The organism is Cohnella algarum (assembly GCF_016937515.1).
GTDB lineage: Bacteria > Bacillota > Bacilli > Paenibacillales > Paenibacillaceae > Cohnella > Cohnella algarum.
Map to the genome: position 1 here is coordinate 5,005,078 of NZ_JAFHKM010000002.1, position 17,556 is coordinate 5,022,633.

A 17,556-nucleotide genomic window follows, 5' to 3' on the forward strand; every position below is an offset into this window, starting at 1 on the left:
CTTCTCCAAATGAAAAATAAGAGTCATAGCCGTAGTATACTATCCCGGCGCCCACCAATTCCACTTGCCCAGCCATTTCATCAAGGCGGGGACGAGGATCATCCGGATGACGGTCGCATCGATGAAAATCGCGGCCGCGATGCCGATCCCGAGCTGCTTGACCCCCGCGACGTCGCCCGATGCGAACGGCGCCGTGACCGCTATCATGATGGCCGCCGCCGAAGTGATGATTCGGCCCGTCGAGGCCAAACCGACCCGGATCGCCTCGTCGTTGTTTCCCGTTCGCCGATATTCCTCGTAAATGCGCGACACGAGGAACACCCCGTAATCCATGCTGATGCCGAAGACAAGCCCGAATATAAAGACGGGAATCATGATCGCGACGGGACCCGGCTCCATGCCGAAAGCCCCCCGTTCGAACAGCCACGCCAAAATGCCGAACGAAGCCCCGATGCTGAGCAGGTTCATCCCGATCATTTTCGCCGGAAGTAGGACGGAGCGGAACGCGGCGGACAGGACGACGAAGTTTGCGGCAAAAATAAACAGCAGCGCGCGCTTCAGGTTTCGGAAAATCGCATCGTACACTTCCTGCTCATACTTCGCTTCGCCTCCGATCAGGTACCGGATATCGGACGTCTCTCCGTCCCGTTCCCGGCTGCGGAGCCAGTCCATCGTTTCCCCGGAGGCCGGTTCCCCGCCGACGGTCACGTAGAAAAGCAGCCGGTTGCCGTTCGCGTACGGCCGAGAAGCCTGGCGGGAAAAGACCGAATCGACCCGGCGAACGAACGGATCGGCCGCGAGGCGCTCCGCCAGCGCTTGCGCCTGCAGCCATTCCGCTTCGGTCAAGCGGTCGCCCCGCCCCTGCACGACGAAGTAGACTTGCGAAGCGGACGGCGGAGCGAAATTCGCTTCGAAAATCTCGGCGGCGATTCGGGAGTCGTAGCCGCGCGGCAAGGAAGCGGCATCCGGAACGGCGACCCTCATGCCGCTTAACGGCAGCAAGCAGCCGGCTAGCGCAAGCGAAGCGAGCAGCGCCATGCGGACGGGCCGCCTCAGCACGAAGCTCGGCCACGCGCGCCAAAGCGCCGCCGGCTCCCCGTTTCCGGCGGGCCTCCCGGCTTCGGCTGCGATTCGCGCCCGCAGCAAGGCAAGAAGAGCCGGAACGAGGGTGAAGGAAAGCAGCGCCGAGACCCCGAGTACCGCCATCGCCCCCGCCGCGACGCTTCGGAACATCGGCAGGGGAATGAACAGCGTCCCGCACAGGCCGACAAAAAAGCCGGCCGCCGAATAGACGACGGCCCTCCCGGCCGTTTTCGCAGTTAGAGCCCACGCCTGTTCGGGCGAAGCCCGAGCCGCTTCCTCCCGGAACCGGCTGACGAGCATCAGCGCGAAATCGATGCTTAATGCGAGTCCCGCCATCGGAATGACATTGAGCACGAAGTTGGACAGCTCGAGCTTGGTCCCGATCCAGGCCGTCATGCCCATCGCGACGGCAACCGCGACGACGCCCGTGATGACGGGAACGGCCGCGGAGACGGCTCCTCCGAAAGCGAAACAAAGAACGAGGAAAGCAAGCGGAACGCCCAAGAGCTCCGCTTTTCGCAAATCGCGCTCGCTTGCCCGGTTCACGTCCGCCTGGACGACGGCTTTGCCGGTCAGCGCCGCCGTCATGCCGCCGCCGGCCGGCAAGCGGCTTCGCAATTCCGCCAGCGCCGGCTTTAATTCATGGGCGGGCTGGCGAAAGACCAGAAGCGCGTATGCGACGTTTCCGCGGAGCATCCCTTCCCCGTCGAGCGGGGATACCGTTTCCGTCAGCCCGTCGATCCCTTGCAGCCGCGAAAGCGCATGCCGGATAAACCGGCGAAAGACGTCTTCCGGCGCATCCGTCCGGTTCTCGAAAACGACGATGACCGGATCCTTCGCGATATGAAAGTTCTCCTCCAATAATTGCTGCACCCGGGCGTGGCTTCCGTTCGGAGTCAGCCCGTGGTCTTTCAGCGCTTCGGGCAGCTTTTGGGCGTTCCATCCGAAGAAGGCCGCAAGCAGCAGCCAGATCAGAATGACGGCTTTCGGATGCCGAAACGGAACGACGACTAGCCGGCAACCGCCCATGGCCGATCTCCCCCGCGCAACGAAATGACGGACTTACGATCCGTTGTCTTTCCAGCGGGTCGCCCGAAAGGTGTTCTGCGCCAGCTTCGGCGCGAGACGTCCGATCGCAGGCAGCATCCGCGGCATGCCCGGCACGCCCACCAGCCATTGCAGCAGCCGTCCCCACCGCAAAGGCCCTCCGAATTCCCGCCGAATCGCGCATATGTATTCGCTCCGCCAGCGGGAGAGCGAAATTTCCCCCCGCAAATAGCGGTCGGCTTGGAAAACGCATCGCTGGGCCGAACGAAGCGCCATCGACATGCCGTCCCCGCACAGCGGCGGAAGCAGGAACGAAGCGTCCCCGATGTGGGGGATCCGGTCCCAGCAAACCGGCTTGCGGCCTAGCCCGACCGGAGCGACGGCCGCCTGCGCGCCGGGAACCGGGACGGCTCGGGCAAGCTTCTGCCGCAGCTTGGCGTTTTGGCCGATTGCCGCTTCCAGCAAGCCGGGAATCGACGTCGCCTTTCCATGAAACGCGTTCCGTTCGAGCAGCGCGGCCACATTGACGATCCCGTCTTCAACGGGGGAAATGCCCAAATAGCCTCCGGCAAAAAAATAGAGCTCGACGGCCGGCTCCGAAGGGATTCCCTGAAAATGAGACTTCACGCCGATGTAGGCGGTATTTCCGGTTTTCCCCGATCGATTGCCGAACAGCTCCGGCCGGCGATGGCCCCCCCACGCGGCGATGACGGCCCGCGCGTAATGCGTGACAACCTTTCCCCCCTGCCTCGTCTCGATCGCATAGCCCGCCTCGCGGGGAGCGACGGACAGCACCGCCGTCGCGGTCCGCACCTCCGCTCCCGACGCTTGCGCCGCGGCGTGAAGCGCGAAGTCGAGCGCATGCCGGCTGATCCCGAAGGCGCTGCCGGGAAGCGGGATTTCCACGGGGCGGCCGCGTTCGAAGGCCAAGCGCGCAAGATCGATCGGGCTCGGCCGAAGCGGCGTTACGGTGTCCCACAATCCCAACGCCTGCAGCGTTCCTTGTGCTTCCGGCGAAAGAAATTCTCCGCAAACCTTATGCCGCGGGAACGAATGCCGGTCGAGAAGGAGCGTGTCCCATCCCTTGTCCGCCAACGCTTTGGCGGCGGCGCTCCCGGCAACCCCCGCCCCCAATACGGCCACATCCCGAAAGCGCTCCATTCTCTCAACCCCGTTTGCCGGTTCCGGCTTCGTTTTTGCGAATGACGACGGCATAGCGGAACAAAGGCCGCCAGGAATAGAACGCGCCGGAAATCCCCAGCTCCGCTCCGAGCTCGTCCCAATCTTCCGGTCGAAAGCCCTTTGCCACCGACAGCGGACCGTCATTTCGGATATACCGGTTGCCGGACACAATTCTCGTCGCCAGCCAAACCGCGGTCCACGGAATCCAGTGCCGATGAATGTCGTTGATCGCGACGCCGAAGCGGGCGGACCTGAGCATGCGCCCGACCACTCGCGGAAGCTCGCTCGCCGCGAAATGATGGACGAACTGCGTTCCGGTGACGACGTCGGCGCAAGCTTCCGGCAAAGCGAACAAATCGCTTCTGATCGCCGTCACCCGCGGCTCGCGGCGAAACAAAAGCCTTGCCTCCTCGCAGGCTTCCTCCGTCCTGTCCGCCAGCGTGATCCGGAGGTCGATCCGGTTTTGATCCGCCCACCTTAGCAGGCGGCGGTTCACATCCCCCGAGCCCGCCCCGATATCCAGCAGCGTCCAGCGCCCCGGCCGGCCCGCTTCCTCCCATAATCGCCTGACGCCGTACAGGGTCGGCGAAGCGGCCCCGAACAGCCGGTTCAGCCTGCGAAGGTGCCGCAGGGCGACCCTCAGTTCGGTCCCTCCGCGCGAAAAATCGTCCATCAGCTCGGGCCGTTCGGCCCGCTGCCGCAAACGGTCAAGCAAGGGCGCCTCCGGCCGCCGCCGCGCCTTGGCCTTGCGGCATGACGGACGGCACATAAGCGAATTTGAGCATTTCCGCCGCGAGGCCGGGACCGAATGCCATGGCGAGTCCGATCGCGGGCCTCGCGCGGGATTCTTTTCGTTTTAACTCCCGCTTCATCTCGCGAAGCACGAATAAAATGGTGGCGGACGATACGTTGCCGTTTTGACGGAGAACCGTCCGGCTCGGCCCCGTTTGTCCGTCGTCAAGCTCCAGCGCCTCCTGCAGCGCGTCGACGATTCCGCGGCCCCCGGGATGAATCGCCCACAGCTCGGGCCGGGCGTCTCCGGCGCAAAACCGCGCGATCTCCGCGGGAATCCACCCGCCGATCCGCTTCGGAATCGCCGGGGAGAGGTACAGATCGAACCCGTAATCGCCGACTTCCCATACCATCTCCTCCGCATATTCCGGCAATAGAACGGATCGATGGCCGTCGAGCCGAAAAACGTCCCGGTCGTCCGGACCGGGACAACCGACGATGCAGGCGGATGCCCCGTCGCCGAAAAAAGAAGCCGCGTACAACGCCTCGCGCCCGGCGGAAGGCTGAATATGCAGCGTGCAAAGCTCGACGCAGACGATCAAAACTTTGGCGTCCGGCTGCCCCCTGACGACCTGCAGCGACAACCCTACGGCTTTCAAGCCGGCCGCGCATCCGAGAAACGTAAGCGGGATCCGGCTTGTTTCCGGCGAAAGTCCCAGTTCCCGGCTAATAACGGCATCCAGCCCGGGAAGAAACTGCCCCGTGCAGCTGACCGTAATCAGGTGGGTAATTTCGGATGCCTTCGCGCTGCCGTCCAGCATCGCTTGCCTGGCCGCTTGAAGCCCGAGCGGCACGGCTTCCCGCCTGTACGTCTTCATCCGTTCCGCGGTCGAAGGAGCCGGCTCGCCCGTTTGCGGAAAGTAGCGGCACCTAGATGCCGGTTCGAGCAAGTTCGGTTCGCACGTATAGCGCGTTTCCACTCCGCATTGCCTGAATATTCGCTTGGCCCAGCGGGCCGGATCGGAATTTTCGCCCAGCGCCTCCGCCAACCTTCGCGAAGTGTCAGATTGATCCAGCCGATAGTTCGGAACGGCCGTGCCGATGCCCAGTATGGCGATGTCCGGAGCCTCCCGGTCCATTCCCGCTCCCTCCTCTCGTTCCCGTTTTCAAAATTCTATTGCGTTAGCCGATTGCGCTCCGTCCTTTCCATCATTTTATTTGTACAGGCCCGGCGATATGACCGAAAAAAAAGAAAGAGCCGCCGGATCGACCGTTCCGGCGGTTCTTCGTAATGGAAGTCCTTCTACGCGGACGCAATCGCGATCGTCTTCAGCGTCTCGTCCCAATCGACCTTCGCGCCGAGCGCTTCGCTGACGAACCGGAGCGGGACCATCGTGCTGCCGTTCATCGTCCTCGGCGCCGCATCGAGCTTCGCGGCGCTGCCGCCGATTTTCGCGTTCGCGTTATCGAGCTGCAGCCAGATGGACGTCTCTCCTTTTTTGGCGGCGATCGACCGATCCGCGGCTTTCCAGACCACGGTGGCCCCGAGCTTTTCGAAAATCGCCCGCATCGGAACGAGCGTGTTGCCGCTGACGACGGCCGGCGGCTGCTCGAAAATCATGAAATCGCCGTCGACGACAACCGTAATCCAGTCGTCCGGAACGAGCGGCTCGAATTGAATGCCCGTTCCGGTCAGCTTCTCCCGCGCGGAGGACGCCTCGGCGATCGCTTTCTCGCGCTGCTGCAAAATCGAGTTTTTCGCGTTCAGCCACGCATCGCGAATGTCCCGCAGCGACTCGTTTTTCCTTGCTTGAACCGCTTTTTTCGTCTCTTCGATCCGCTTGCCCATATCGGCTTCCGCCTTGGCCAGCGCTTCGGCCATCAGCTTTTCCGCTTCGGCCAGGGAAAGGTCTCCGTCCTCGTAACGGTCCATGACGCTTCCGGCCGAATGGACGGACGAAACGTCTTCGAAAACGTCCATGACGCCGCCGGCCGAACTGGGGTTCACGTCGTCCTCGTACAGATCCAGGGCGCTGCCCGCCGAATTCGGATCGAGCTCGTCGTCGTACAAATCCGTCGCTTCGCCCGCGGAATCGGGATTCAAGCTGTCCTCAAAAAGGTCCATCGGGCTTCCAGCTTGATTCGGATCCATCGCGTCTTCGTACAGGTCCATCGGCTCGCCCGCGCGGTCCTTGTCCGCCGCCCTCTCGTACGCCCGGAACGCGTCGATGTTGTCGTCATAGCTTTGTTTCAGCTTTCGGATATCGTTTTCAAGAACGGACGTCATGTTGTTCAAATCCTCTTGGGCCAGCCGCAAAAGCTTGTCGTAGACCGCAGTCATTTGTGCGTGATACGTATCGTACAATTTTCGTTCTTCTTGGAGATAACGATTGTAGGTTTCGCGATGCTTTTGCTCGAACGCGTCGTATTGTCCGGTCATCCGGGCGATGAAATCCGCGTCCGCCGCCGTTGCGCAAGGAATAGCCGCACCGAAGCTTAACGCGAAAGCGATGGAAGCGATCCAAACCTTTTTTGCCGTCGGTCTTCTTTTGTTCATTGTTGCCCCTCCAAAAAATTCATGGTGATCGGCCGAGGATTTCGGCATTTTCCTATACATTCCATAATCATACAAGAAAAAATATTTGAGAAAAATAGGAAATCCGAGGGGAAATATGCAGATGCCGCTCGGCGCATCGCGACCAAGGTCCTATGCCTTTGAATCGATTAGCAGCATCATCCTGCCTATCCCCTGCCAAATTTTTCTTATATAATGAACGAAGCGGTACATTTCATAAACAGGAGGCCGGAATACATGAACCAAGCCGTAGAAACGTTGTTCGTCAACACCTTCACGGATGGCATTTTGGACCCTGAAAAAGAAATGCTGGGCCCGGTCAAGGACGGAGGCCGCATCATCGCCAACACGGCTCCCGGATGCTGGGGCCCGATGATCACGCCGTGCCTGAAGGGCGGCCACGAAGTGACGAAGCCCGTCTATGTCGAAGGGGCGGAGGTCGGCGACGCGATCGTCATCCATATCAAATCGATCGAAGTGACCTCGATCGCCACTTCGTCGGGGAACGACAAGCCGGTGGAAGGCCGGTTTCTGGGCGATCCTTTCGTCGCCGTGAAATGCCCGGAGTGCGGCACCCTGCATCCGGAAACGGTCGTCAAGGGCATCGGCCCGAAAGCGGTGCGCTGCTCCGGCTGCGATTCCGACATTACGCCTTTCGTTTTTACGAACGGTTATACGATTGCTTTCGATAAAGACGGCCTGGTCGGCGTCACGCTCCCGAAGGAAGCGGCCGAGCGGATTGCCGAGGACGGCCGCCGCTATATGCGAACGCCGGATCATTCGGTGCAAAACCCGATCGTCACGTTCGCCCCGCACGATCTCGTCGGCGTCGTGGCCCGGATGAGGCCGTTTTTGGGCCAGTTGGGCACGACGCCCTCCAAGGCGCTGCCCGATTCGCACAATGCCGGCGATTTCGGCTCGTTTCTCGTCGGCGCGCCGCATGCGTATGCCGTGACCGAGGACGAGCTGAACGAGCATCGCACGGACGGGCATATGGACATCAGCCGGGTTCGCGCCGGCGCGACCGTCATTTGCCCGGTCAAAGTTCCCGGCGGCGGCGTTTACCTAGGCGATATGCACGCGATGCAAGGCGACGGCGAAATTGCCGGGCATACGGCCGACGTCGCGGGAATCGTCCATTTGCAGGTTCGCGTGCTGAAGGGCGTGAACCTGGAAGGACCGATTTTGCTGCCGAACGTAGAGGATTTGCCCTATACGGCGAAGCCCCTTACCGCGGCGGAACGGCTCGCGGCAGAAGCGCTCGCGAAGGAATGGAAGCTGAAGAAGACGGAAACCTCGCTCCCGCTGTCCGTCGTCGGAACGGGCAAATCGTTGAACGAAGCGACCGACAACGGACTCGCCCGCGCGGCCAAGCTGTTCGACGTCACGGTTCCGGAAATCATGAACCGGGCCACGATTACCGGCTCGATCGAAATCGGCCGCCACCCCGGCGTCATTACCGTCACTTTTCTGGCGCCGAAGCGCTATTTGAAGCAGGCGAAGCTTTACGATGCGGTGGACGAGCATTATCGAGATCGGGAGTAAGCAAAGGGCCGTCCCGGGAGCCGCCGTACTCGGCTTCCGGGACGGCCCGGCGTATATCCTCAAGAAAAAACCGGGAGTTCGAAACCGATTGATGTCGAAACGTCAGAGCAAGGGCTCAAGCGCCGGTCGCTTTAATCCCGCGGATCAGGATGAAACTCCGGCCGCCCGGGCACTCTCGCCGCAGCTCGTCCTTGCTTTCCGGAGCATTTGCGGTTGCCGCCGTCCCCTACTCCTGAAGGTCGAATGCGGGTGCGGGTATGATGGAACGCTTTTTGGAAAAACTCTCCGAGACGGACATTTTTACCGAAAGCGAGGTGACGACGATGACGGGACGCAACAACAAGCCGGATAACGACGGACCGGCGTCCTCCCCTTCCCGGCTGGATCAATTCGGGGACAAGCTGGCCGACAACTCTGCGCATCTGCCGAAAAAGAAGAAAAACCGGCCGAACCCTGACCGGTGCTAACGCTGGCCTGGCACTGCCCATGCGAATGTAGCGTACCGGGTGCGCTACATGGAGGGAGTTTGGCGCAGACAAGGCGATTGTAGCGCATCCAATGCGCTACATGGAGGCCATTTCGCGCTGGCATGGCGAATTTAGCGCACCCAGTGCGCTACATGGAGGGAGTTTGGCAGCAGCGATGCGAAAGTAGCGCACCCGGTGCGCTACATGGGGGCCATTTGGCGCTGGCATGGCGAATGTAGCGCACCCGGTGCGTTACATGGAGGGAGTTTGACAGCAGCGGTACGAATATAGCGCACCCAGTGCGCTACATGGGGGCCATTTGGCGCTGGCATGGCGAATGTAGCGCACCCGGTGCGTTACATGGAGGGAGTTTGACAGCAGCGGTACGAATATAGCGCACCCAGTGCGCTACATGGGGGCCATTTGGCGCTGGCATGGCGAATGTAGCGCATCCAATGCGCTACATGGAGGCCATTTCACGCTGGCATGGCGAATGTAGCGCACCCAGTGCGTTACATGGAGGGAGTTTGGCAGCAGCGATGCGAAAGTAGCGCACCCGGTGCGCTACTTGGCCAACAAGACGACCGGCACACGACTCAGGACCGTTTGCGTGCGCTCGGAGGCGATGAAAGGAGTCATTTTTACTCTACTGCGTACGCTGCATGCGGATGGCGGGGTGAGGTGAGTCATCACGACTCAACTGGACCCGCGAAGAGCCGAACCGGCTTCAGATTGGATAACGCGAGCGGCGTTCTCATGCCACGCAAGCTGCCAGAGCGCTTTCGCACGGTGAAGTTTAACTTCCCGTCCCTATTTAAAAAAAGCATGGCGCCTTCCCCGGACGCTTGTCCCGGCTGCGCGCCATGCTCTTTCCCTTACTCCTTCGACCGCTTCGCGAGCTGCTCCTGGGCCAGCCGAATCAGCTCGCGCACCATCGGGCCGCCGATTCTTCCGCCGACGTTGCCGACCGATTCGGTCGACAGCTCCCCGTTTCCGCCGGGTTCCAGCGGAACGCCCAGCGAATCGGCGACTTCGTACTTGACGTCGTCGGGACGGTTCGGATCGACCCGGTATCCTTCCCGCTTCATCACTTCGGCCTTGAATTCCCGCAGCCCTTGCTCGGCTCCCGGTACGACATGCCGTCTGGACCCTCTTCTGGCCATTTTCGCTCCTCCTGCTTCAAGCATCATCCATCTTGCTTGTCGGGAGTTTCCCCGGAAAAGGAGGAGCTTATTCCCGGAGCTTCCGATTCGCGTTCGATTTCGCTTCGCGAAATAGCCGTACCGAAATTCGGGTTATAGAAGCCCCGGCTCCTCTCCCGTGTTCCGAAAGCTCGATCCGCGATTTCCGTTTGCGCGCATTCGGTCAAGCCTGCTCCGGTAGCGGCCATTCGCCGACAAACTCATGTTCGTTATAAGCGAAATAATGGCTTAAAATCGCGTCTCGGTCGTCCAGGAAAAGCTGGTCCGCGATCGCGGATACGATTTTCGGTATCGCGTATCTCATGCCGGAAAGCGCCGAAGCGGATACCCCGCAGCTGACGAGCGCCGAATACGTGAACGAGAACAGGCCGTGCAGCAGCGGCTTTCCTTCCTCGCCGCGGCTTAAAAACGCAAAGCCCGGACTGAGGTACGGATGGGCGTCCAGCAACGGATTGGCCGTTTCCGCCGGAGCCTTGTAACGATCGCCCCAACGCGCGATATGGCTTTCGACCAGCCGGAGTTCCGGACGCAGCGCAGGATCGGTCATCAAGCCGGTGCTGATAATCAGAAAATCGAACGCGAACTTGCCTTGAGGCGTCGTGACGACGGCCTGCTCGCCCGCTTCTTCCACATTCAGCCAAGGCGCGCCCAGGTGAAGGCGGAAGCCCGGCCAGGAAGCCGCACGGTTGAACGTATCGTTGGTCGGCGGCTGATTATGCTTGAAAAAATGGGAAATAACCGCATATTTTTCGGCATCCGACAGCGTCGGGAATCGTTCGATCATGCCCGAGCCTTCCATTTGGCGGATCGGATTGATGCGCGGCAGCTCCTGGCGCCGAACGAAAACGTGCGCCTCTCCCACGCCTTCCGCCAGCGCGAAGTTGGCATTGTCGAAGGCCGATGCCCCGCCGCCGAGAACGGCGATCTTTTTCCCTTTCAGCGCGGCGAAATCGATCGCTTTGGAGGTATGGGCATACAGGCGGGACGGCAAACGGTCGGCAATCATAGACGGCACGTGCCATTCCCCCCGCCCTGGATGCCGGTCGCCAGCACGACTTTGCGCGCAAGCAGCGATGCCGACGGCGCGCCCGCGCCTTCGACATGCAGGCGGTGAAGCCCTTCTCCGACGGGTTCGATCAGGTTCAGCTTGGTTTCGTTGAGAACCGGCAGTCCGAGCACCTTCCGATACCAGCGCAAATAATTCATCCAGTCTCCGCGCGGAATTTTGTCCAGCGCTTCCCAGCCCTCCGGGCCGAACTGCGCTTCCCACCAGGAGCGGAACGTCAAGGACGGGATGCCGAGGTCGATGGAGGTCAAATGCTTCGGGGTGCGAAGCGTTACCATCCGAGCGTACGTTTCCCACGGCCCTTCGGTTCCTTCGGGGTTTTCGTCGATGACGAGAATGTTCGAAACCCGTTCGCGCAGCAGGCCGAACGCGATGCCGAGGCCGCTTTGTCCCCCGCCGACGATCACGACGTCATATACGCGGCCGTCGGAATGACGACGCGGATGGACCCAGTTCGCCCCTCCGAAAGCCAAATAGGAAAGATCGCTTTTGACTCGTTCGTTCAAAGCTTCCAAACTCATATAGATCATACCTTTCATCGCAGACCGCAGGAGGCGAATTGATGTAATGAAACAAGACATCGAATGTGATTATGATCCTATCTTATCCGTTCTTGCGCGCGATTGAAAGTTTTGTGTGAGGTTTATTGTAATCGCGACTAAATTGTTGCGGGATATTTGTTCAAATTTACGATCTTCCCGACTTCGAAAGCTTCGTCCGGACGAGGCCGACCAAATACAGAACGAACGGAAACAGCAGCAAATAAAACAGCGAGTATCCGGCCCATACCTTTTGAATAATTTCCCCGACATAAACGGTATTGAGATAAGTATTCCAGGCGACGACGATAAACAGGACGGCCAAGGGGTAGATCAGGACGCTGTGGTCTTTCATGCCGAACAGGGTCCGCAATCCGTTCAGGATGGACAAAAAGAGCAGCGATATTTTAATGAAAAACGTCAAAATCCAAATGGTAATCAAAATGCCTTCGACCCTCTGGAAAAAATTACCTAAATTGATCGCCTTGGCCAGCGCATAGGCCGGAAAGGCGCTGTTTTCCGTCTGCTCGATGCCGAGGACAAGCACGCAAAGCAGCACGATGATTCCGAGAGCGAGCCCGCCGGAAAGCGCTCCTCCCAAGTATGCTTTCTCCCCGCCCTTCTTCTCCCCGGTCAGCGGAAAAAACATCAGCAGCACGACCAGCTCCTGAAACATCGCGGAGCGAAATCCGGCATTAACGACCGGTTTCCAGCCGTCCTCCATGACCGGCTTGATATAATTCCACTCGATTTGCGGAACGAGCGTCACGACGAGCACGAGAAAGAAAAAGACGATGCACGGAAACATCAGCTCGCCGACCCGGGCCAAAATGAGCGTTCCCAGGCGGGCGCACATAACGGCCGCAATCAAAAACAGGAGCTGAATCGCCTCAATCGGCGTTTCCGGCATCATTTCGGTGGACAGAAAAAAGCCCAGATTGCCGAGCAGCGTGCCGGTAAGAATGAGAAAATAGAACAAATACAGCAGCGTCAACGCTTTGCCCGGCCATTTGCCCAGCGCCGCTTCGTTGATTTCGAACATCGTTTTTCCCGGATATAGCCGGGCGAGCGCGATATACAGCGCAACCATGACGATATTGGTCGCCAGGCTGCATAAAGAAGCGATCCAGGCATCCTCCCTCGCTCCCTGGGCCAAACCGGCCGGCGTCACGAGAATGGATGTGCCGATGGTCAAGCCGAACGTTAAAACAAAAAATTGTCTTGCCGTCATCTCCATATGTTTGTTCATCCCGTCAGCTCCCGTGCTTTATGAAATCAGGCCGTTTACCGGCTGCATAACGGCGCGGACCCAATCCAGGGGCCTTAATCCCGGCCATTCGGCCCAGTCCGCGAACACCGACGCCAGCGCCAATCCCCATACGGCAAAGAAAACCGCGCTATCCCGCTTCGACCGGGTTTTCCTTGACCGGGTCAACTCCAATGCGGGAGTCGCAAGCAAAAACAGAACCAGGATCAGGCTCCAGATCACCGTTTGTTCATCTCCCGTTTCAGCGGCTGGACGATCGAGCCGGTCCGCCGGACTTTCACGTCGGCGCTTACGCCGATCTTGACCGATTTGAAGCGCTCGTCCCAATCGTCGCGATACTGCTTCCACGCTTTCGGATTTTGACGGTGAAGCGCCTCCCCGAAGCCGAAAATATCGGAACCGTACCTTTTTTGCGCTTCTTCGATATAATGCTCGACATTGCCGGATAATTTAAGCTCAAGCCGCTTTTCGATTTCCTCGACGCTGGAAGGCTGATGAAGATCGATCGTGCATTGCACGGCGTTGAGATCTCCTTCGACTTTTAGCTTAACGGTAAATTCGGGCTTTCCGTCCTTGCCGGTCGCGACATCGATCTTGCTTTTCGCGCGGCTCACGGCGTAACCGACGACGCCCCCTTCCGGACAAGCCACGAATCCCGCCGTGGACTCGACGTCATTCAACAGGTAATTGACCGCCTTGCTGGCAGGCTCGCCCAGCCAGCCGACAAGCCGGTCTCGCTTGAAGACGGCCAATCCGGCATGCTCGATCAACGTTTTCGGCGTTACTTCTTTTAAATCGTCCACGGACTCGCCGTCAGCCAGGCTTCCGCGCAACCGCACCCCGGACAAAACGGGGTTGGAGCCCCCCCTTTCGAGCTCCGTCACAAACTGCTGCAACGTCACCTTGCCGGTCGCGGCCCATTTTCGGTGAGAGATAAGAATGGACGTATACAAGGAACCTGCCGGAACGTGCTCGAAGGGCGTAACGACTTCCAGGATGTCCGATGCCTCGGCGTTTTTGGCGACCAGCATGAAAAAATCGGTGCGCAGCTGATGGCTCCGGGAGATGAAATCGAGCGCGTCGCTCACCCCGCGGCGGGCGAGCTTTTCCCCGAACACCAAAACACGGATATGCGACAGGTACAGCATGCGCGGCGCCATGCTCAGCATCCGCTGAAGGGCATCCGGAATCGTCTTCCCTACCGATCTGTAGGTGACGATGGGCGAGCTTCCCAACGGATTTCCCTTTTGGGTTCCGGTTTCGCTCGGATTCATGACCTGCGCGGACACGGCGTACCCTTCTTCGTGAAGGTCGATCCCGAGGGCCATGACGACGGCAAGCTCATTCAGTTCTTTGCGGCTCCAGCAGCCGGGAAGCGCCGCGAGGCTAACAATCAGGAACAGGGCAAGCGTTAGGCGAGCGTACATCGGCAACAGATCCTATCCGTTCGGGCGCCGAAGAACGAGATCACCCGAGTATTTTTTTTCGCGCCGCCCCGCGGCGCGACAGTCTGAGAAGGGCGTCTTTTTGGCTCTTTCGCCGGTAAGGGGCGAACGAGGTCATGTAAGGAATGCCCATCGATTGAAGGCTGCACAGGTGCAGGCCGAGCATGATCAGCGCGATAATGATCCCGTACAAGCCGAAGGAGGCGGCGATCCCCATCAATACGAAGCGCAGCATGCGCGCGGAAATCCCGACGTTGAAGGCAGGCAGCGCGAAATTGGCGATCGCCGTAATGGACACGACGATGACCATGGCGGCCGACACGAGCCCCGCCTCGACGGCAGCTTGGCCGATGACGAGCGTTCCGACGATCGAAACGGACTGGCCGATCGATTTCGGCAGCCGGATTCCGGCTTCCCGCAAGATTTCGAACGTGACTTCCATAAGGAGCGCCTCGATAAAAGCCGGAAACGGAACGCCTTCCCGCTGGCCGATCAGGCTTACGAGCAGGTCGGTCGGAATCATTTCCTGATGGAACGTGGAAATCGCTATATAGAACGAAGGAGTCAGCAGCGCGATAATGAAGCAAAAATAACGCAGCAGGCGAACCAGGCTGGCGAAGTCGCCGCGCTGGTAATAATCTTCGCTGGATTGAAAAAACTGCACGAACAACGCCGGAACGACAAGCACGAACGGAGTGCCCTCGACCAGAATGGCGATCCGTCCTTCCAGCAGGGCCGAAGCGATGACATCCGGACGCTCCGAGTTGAATACGGTCGGGAACGGACTGTAGCGGCGGTCCTGAATCATTTCCTCGATATAATTGCTCTCCAGCACGTTTTCCAGATCGATTCGGTCGAGCCGCCTTCTCAGCTCGTTCAGCACTTCCGGGTCGGCTTTTCCTTCGACGTACATGACCGCTACTTCGGTCCGGGTTTGCGTGCCCAGCTTTCTTTGCTCGATCCGCAAACTCGGATTCTGAATTCTGCGCCGGATCAAAGCCGTATTTTCCCGAAGCGATTCGGTAAACCCTTCCCTCGGTCCTCTTACGACGGACTGCGAGCTTGCCTCCTCGACGCCCCGCTGCTTCAGGTTTTCCGTGCCGACGAACAGCGCGGTTGCCGACCCGTCGACGAAAACGACCGTATTTCCGGCAAGCATTTGAGTTTCGACTTCGGAGAAGGCGTTCGTTTCGCCAACTTTTCCGAGCGTAATGGTGCGCGCCTTGAGCAGCCTAAGCAGCTTCTCCGGCGGCTCGTCCCCGAGTTCCGCGAACAGGGCCATGTCCCGATGGAAGGCTTCGATCAGAAAACGCGGGTCTCCCAGTCCTTCCACGTACGCGATGGTGGCGGGAAAGCGGCCGAGCGCGATTTCCCGATAAACGATGTCCGGGCTTTGTCCGAAACGACGGCGCATCCGATCCAGAAAAACAGGCAGCGCATCCGGCAAGTCTCCCCGAGGGGGAGCGGGATCTTTTTTTTTTGCTCATCTTGAATCCCCTCCTCCCTTTTCAGTATCGCCAGTTAAATAAATCCATATGCCGTTAAAAAACAGCCGTACTTTCAAGGCATAGCGACTGCATATTCGGAAAGTAATCCAGGATGACCCTAAAGAAAAACGCCCGATGGCGTCCACGGTAAGACGGCTCTCCCGAGTTTTCTCGATTGCATCCCGCTGTTTGCGTATGGCCCGTCGAAATGAGTCACCGCGACTCAACTGGATCGTTAGCGTGCGTGCGGAGGCGGCAAGATGAGTCATTTTTACTCAATTGCGTATGGATGTATGCGTATGGCGTGTCGAAATGAGTCACCACGGTTCAACTGGGTCGGCAGCTTGCGTGCGGAGGGGATGAGATGTGTCATTTTTACACAGCTGCATCCGGCTGAGCGGGGGATATGCTGGATTGCGCGCAGGATTCAGCGGGATGACGCAGGGGTCGGCAATCTTGATTGGATTTTATCCAACCAAAACCAGCTTTTACATGAAACTTTTTGGCTTCGTTGGATTTTGTCCAATCTGAGGAGACCTTTTCGGCGTTTTCGACCAAATTCCAAGTTCCTGGTTGGATAAAATCCACTCTAGGCAACGATTTCCCCGTTTTCCGCTTCCTTGATTGGACAAAATCCAACATAAGCCTCCCTAACGCTTGAGCGGTCCCCTTCCACCGCACCCTGAGCTTCCGCCAAACTTCTTTAGTAAGGTAAAGAACTTAAACATCCCGGGATAGGCCAAAAAAACCTTGCGCCGCAAAACGACGACAAGGTTAGGAGTGAGACTAGCGAGACTAGCGAAAATATCGTTCGGAACGGTCCGGTGTCCGATGATTACCCTTTCACGCTGCCCATCACGACAGCCCGACCGCCCTCGCCGCGCTCATGAAAATCGTCGCCGGCCTCGCCGTTCCGATCGTCGTCTCGTTGATGTTAAACGAGGTACGCAAGGAGTTCGTCAAGAGGGGCATCCATACGCTCGGCTTCCAGCCGGTCTACTTCCTCGGCGATAACGGCGTGTTACCGTTCGTGCTCGTCGTGTCCGACGTCTGGAAGGAATTCGGCTTCAGCACGATCGTGTTTCTGGCGGAGCTGACGGCGATCAACCCGGCGCTGTACGAAGCCGCCATTGTCGACGGCGCGAGCCGGTGGAAGCAGACGCTGCACATTACGCTGCCGGGCATGATGCCGATCATCGTCCTGATGGCAACGCTAAGCCTGGGCAACGTGCTCAACGCGGGATTCGACCAGGTGTTCAACCTGTACAGTCCACAAATTTACGAGAGCGGCGACATTATCGATACGCTCGTCTACCGGATCGGGCTCGTGGATGCGCATACGGCATACAAACCGGAAGTTGTCGAGCCCGATCCACTCGGAGCCGAAAATTCCTTTCGCCGGAATGAAGTGGAAGGCGATTGCGATGCCGAACATCAGCGTCATTTCGACTTGGCCCATTCGTTCACTTCGGCCGTCATCCGGTCGCCGCCGAGCTTCTTCCAGTCGGCGACGAATTTGTCGAACAGATCGATCGGCTAGCCCATGATGTTGCGCGTGAACGATTCTTCCTCGATTTTGTCGAGCGTCGCTTTTTTGGACGCCATCGTCGGCGTCGGCGCGCCGTAAAAACCGTTGCGGACGATCAGGTCTACTTCGACGTAATGATTGGTGACGGAGAACGAGCCTTCGACTCCGAATACCCGGTCGTACGCCCAATCAAGCGTTTCCGTGCCGCCTTCAGATAGTTTCGGATCCGGTTGTAATAGTCCGTCTCGGACTTCGAAATTTCCGTTTTGAGCGTTTCGGAACCGGACTCGTTCATCAGCAGGCTCAGCACGTAGAGCGGAGTCAGAACCAGCAGGAAGGTCAGGGCCAATTTTTTGAAAATCGTCAGCTCGTACAGAAACCGAAGCACGGA

Annotated in this window: 14 protein-coding genes and 2 pseudogenes; 3 read left to right on the forward strand and 13 right to left on the reverse strand. The window is 59.1% G+C overall.

The window, feature by feature from the left end; genetic code table 11:
* Window positions 1-39: 39 nt before the first annotated feature.
* From JW799_RS22610 to JW799_RS22630, 5 genes are all read right to left on the reverse strand, one after another.
* Entirely contained in the window at window positions 40-2,112 is a 2,073-nt protein-coding gene (locus tag JW799_RS22610) for an MMPL family transporter (protein WP_080839680.1), read from the reverse strand.
* A 33-nt stretch (window positions 2,113-2,145) separates the two neighbouring features.
* Window positions 2,146-3,291, reverse strand: a complete 1,146-nt coding sequence (locus JW799_RS22615) for an NAD(P)/FAD-dependent oxidoreductase (protein ID WP_080839682.1) — start codon at window positions 3,289-3,291, stop codon at window positions 2,146-2,148.
* A 4-nt stretch (window positions 3,292-3,295) separates the two neighbouring features.
* Window positions 3,296-4,027 (reverse strand): methyltransferase domain-containing protein, encoded by a 732-nt coding sequence (locus JW799_RS22620; protein WP_139787300.1) that lies wholly within the window; start codon window positions 4,025-4,027, stop codon window positions 3,296-3,298.
* Complete coding sequence (locus JW799_RS22625; RefSeq protein WP_080839686.1) at window positions 4,020-5,183, reverse strand: type III polyketide synthase; 1,164 nt, start codon at window positions 5,181-5,183, stop codon at window positions 4,020-4,022. The genes JW799_RS22620 and JW799_RS22625 overlap by 8 nt, the downstream gene beginning before the upstream one ends.
* A gap of 164 nt (window positions 5,184-5,347) precedes the next feature.
* Window positions 5,348-6,601 (reverse strand): copper amine oxidase N-terminal domain-containing protein, encoded by a 1,254-nt coding sequence (locus JW799_RS22630; protein ID WP_176220883.1) that lies wholly within the window; start codon window positions 6,599-6,601, stop codon window positions 5,348-5,350.
* Window positions 6,602-6,856: 255 nt separating this feature from the next.
* Between JW799_RS22630 and JW799_RS22635 the strand changes: the two genes are divergently transcribed.
* Window positions 6,857-8,164: an acetamidase/formamidase family protein gene (locus tag JW799_RS22635; protein WP_139787301.1), complete on the forward strand. Its 1,308-nt coding sequence runs from the start codon at window positions 6,857-6,859 to the stop codon at window positions 8,162-8,164.
* Between the two features lie 257 nt (window positions 8,165-8,421).
* Window positions 8,422-8,631: a hypothetical protein gene (locus tag JW799_RS22640; protein WP_080839690.1), complete on the forward strand. Its 210-nt coding sequence runs from the start codon at window positions 8,422-8,424 to the stop codon at window positions 8,629-8,631.
* Between the two features lie 875 nt (window positions 8,632-9,506).
* On the opposite strand, the gene JW799_RS22645 is transcribed toward JW799_RS22640, so the two are convergent.
* The 7 genes and pseudogenes from JW799_RS22645 to JW799_RS22675 all read right to left on the reverse strand — a co-directional run bounded on the left by JW799_RS22645 (window position 9,507) and on the right by JW799_RS22675 (window position 16,276).
* Window positions 9,507-9,794, reverse strand: coding sequence for an alpha/beta-type small acid-soluble spore protein (locus tag JW799_RS22645; protein WP_080839691.1), 288 nt, complete (start codon window positions 9,792-9,794; stop codon window positions 9,507-9,509).
* Between the two features lie 202 nt (window positions 9,795-9,996).
* A pseudogene (locus JW799_RS22650) lies at window positions 9,997-11,420 on the reverse strand (FAD/NAD(P)-binding protein).
* A gap of 166 nt (window positions 11,421-11,586) precedes the next feature.
* Window positions 11,587-12,687, reverse strand: a complete 1,101-nt coding sequence (locus JW799_RS22655) for a GerAB/ArcD/ProY family transporter (RefSeq protein WP_205431788.1) — start codon at window positions 12,685-12,687, stop codon at window positions 11,587-11,589.
* Between the two features lie 18 nt (window positions 12,688-12,705).
* Complete coding sequence (locus JW799_RS22660; protein WP_205431789.1) at window positions 12,706-12,927, reverse strand: hypothetical protein; 222 nt, start codon at window positions 12,925-12,927, stop codon at window positions 12,706-12,708.
* Entirely contained in the window at window positions 12,924-14,132 is a 1,209-nt protein-coding gene (locus JW799_RS22665) for a Ger(x)C family spore germination protein (protein ID WP_205431790.1), read from the reverse strand. The genes JW799_RS22660 and JW799_RS22665 overlap by 4 nt, the downstream gene beginning before the upstream one ends.
* A gap of 40 nt (window positions 14,133-14,172) precedes the next feature.
* A complete protein-coding gene (locus JW799_RS22670; protein ID WP_205433078.1) occupies window positions 14,173-15,564 on the reverse strand; it encodes a spore germination protein in 1,392 nt (463 codons plus the stop codon).
* A gap of 448 nt (window positions 15,565-16,012) precedes the next feature.
* Window positions 16,013-16,276 (reverse strand): hypothetical protein, encoded by a 264-nt coding sequence (locus JW799_RS22675; protein ID WP_205431792.1) that lies wholly within the window; start codon window positions 16,274-16,276, stop codon window positions 16,013-16,015.
* Between the two features lie 229 nt (window positions 16,277-16,505).
* Between JW799_RS22675 and JW799_RS22680 the strand changes: the two are divergent.
* Window positions 16,506-16,973, forward strand: a pseudogene (locus JW799_RS22680) (ABC transporter permease subunit); the annotation flags it as partial.
* A gap of 313 nt (window positions 16,974-17,286) precedes the next feature.
* Here the strand turns inward: JW799_RS22680 and JW799_RS22685 are convergent.
* Entirely contained in the window at window positions 17,287-17,553 is a 267-nt protein-coding gene (locus JW799_RS22685) for a hypothetical protein (RefSeq protein ID WP_080839701.1), read from the reverse strand.
* Between the last annotated feature and the right edge of the window lie 3 nt (window positions 17,554-17,556).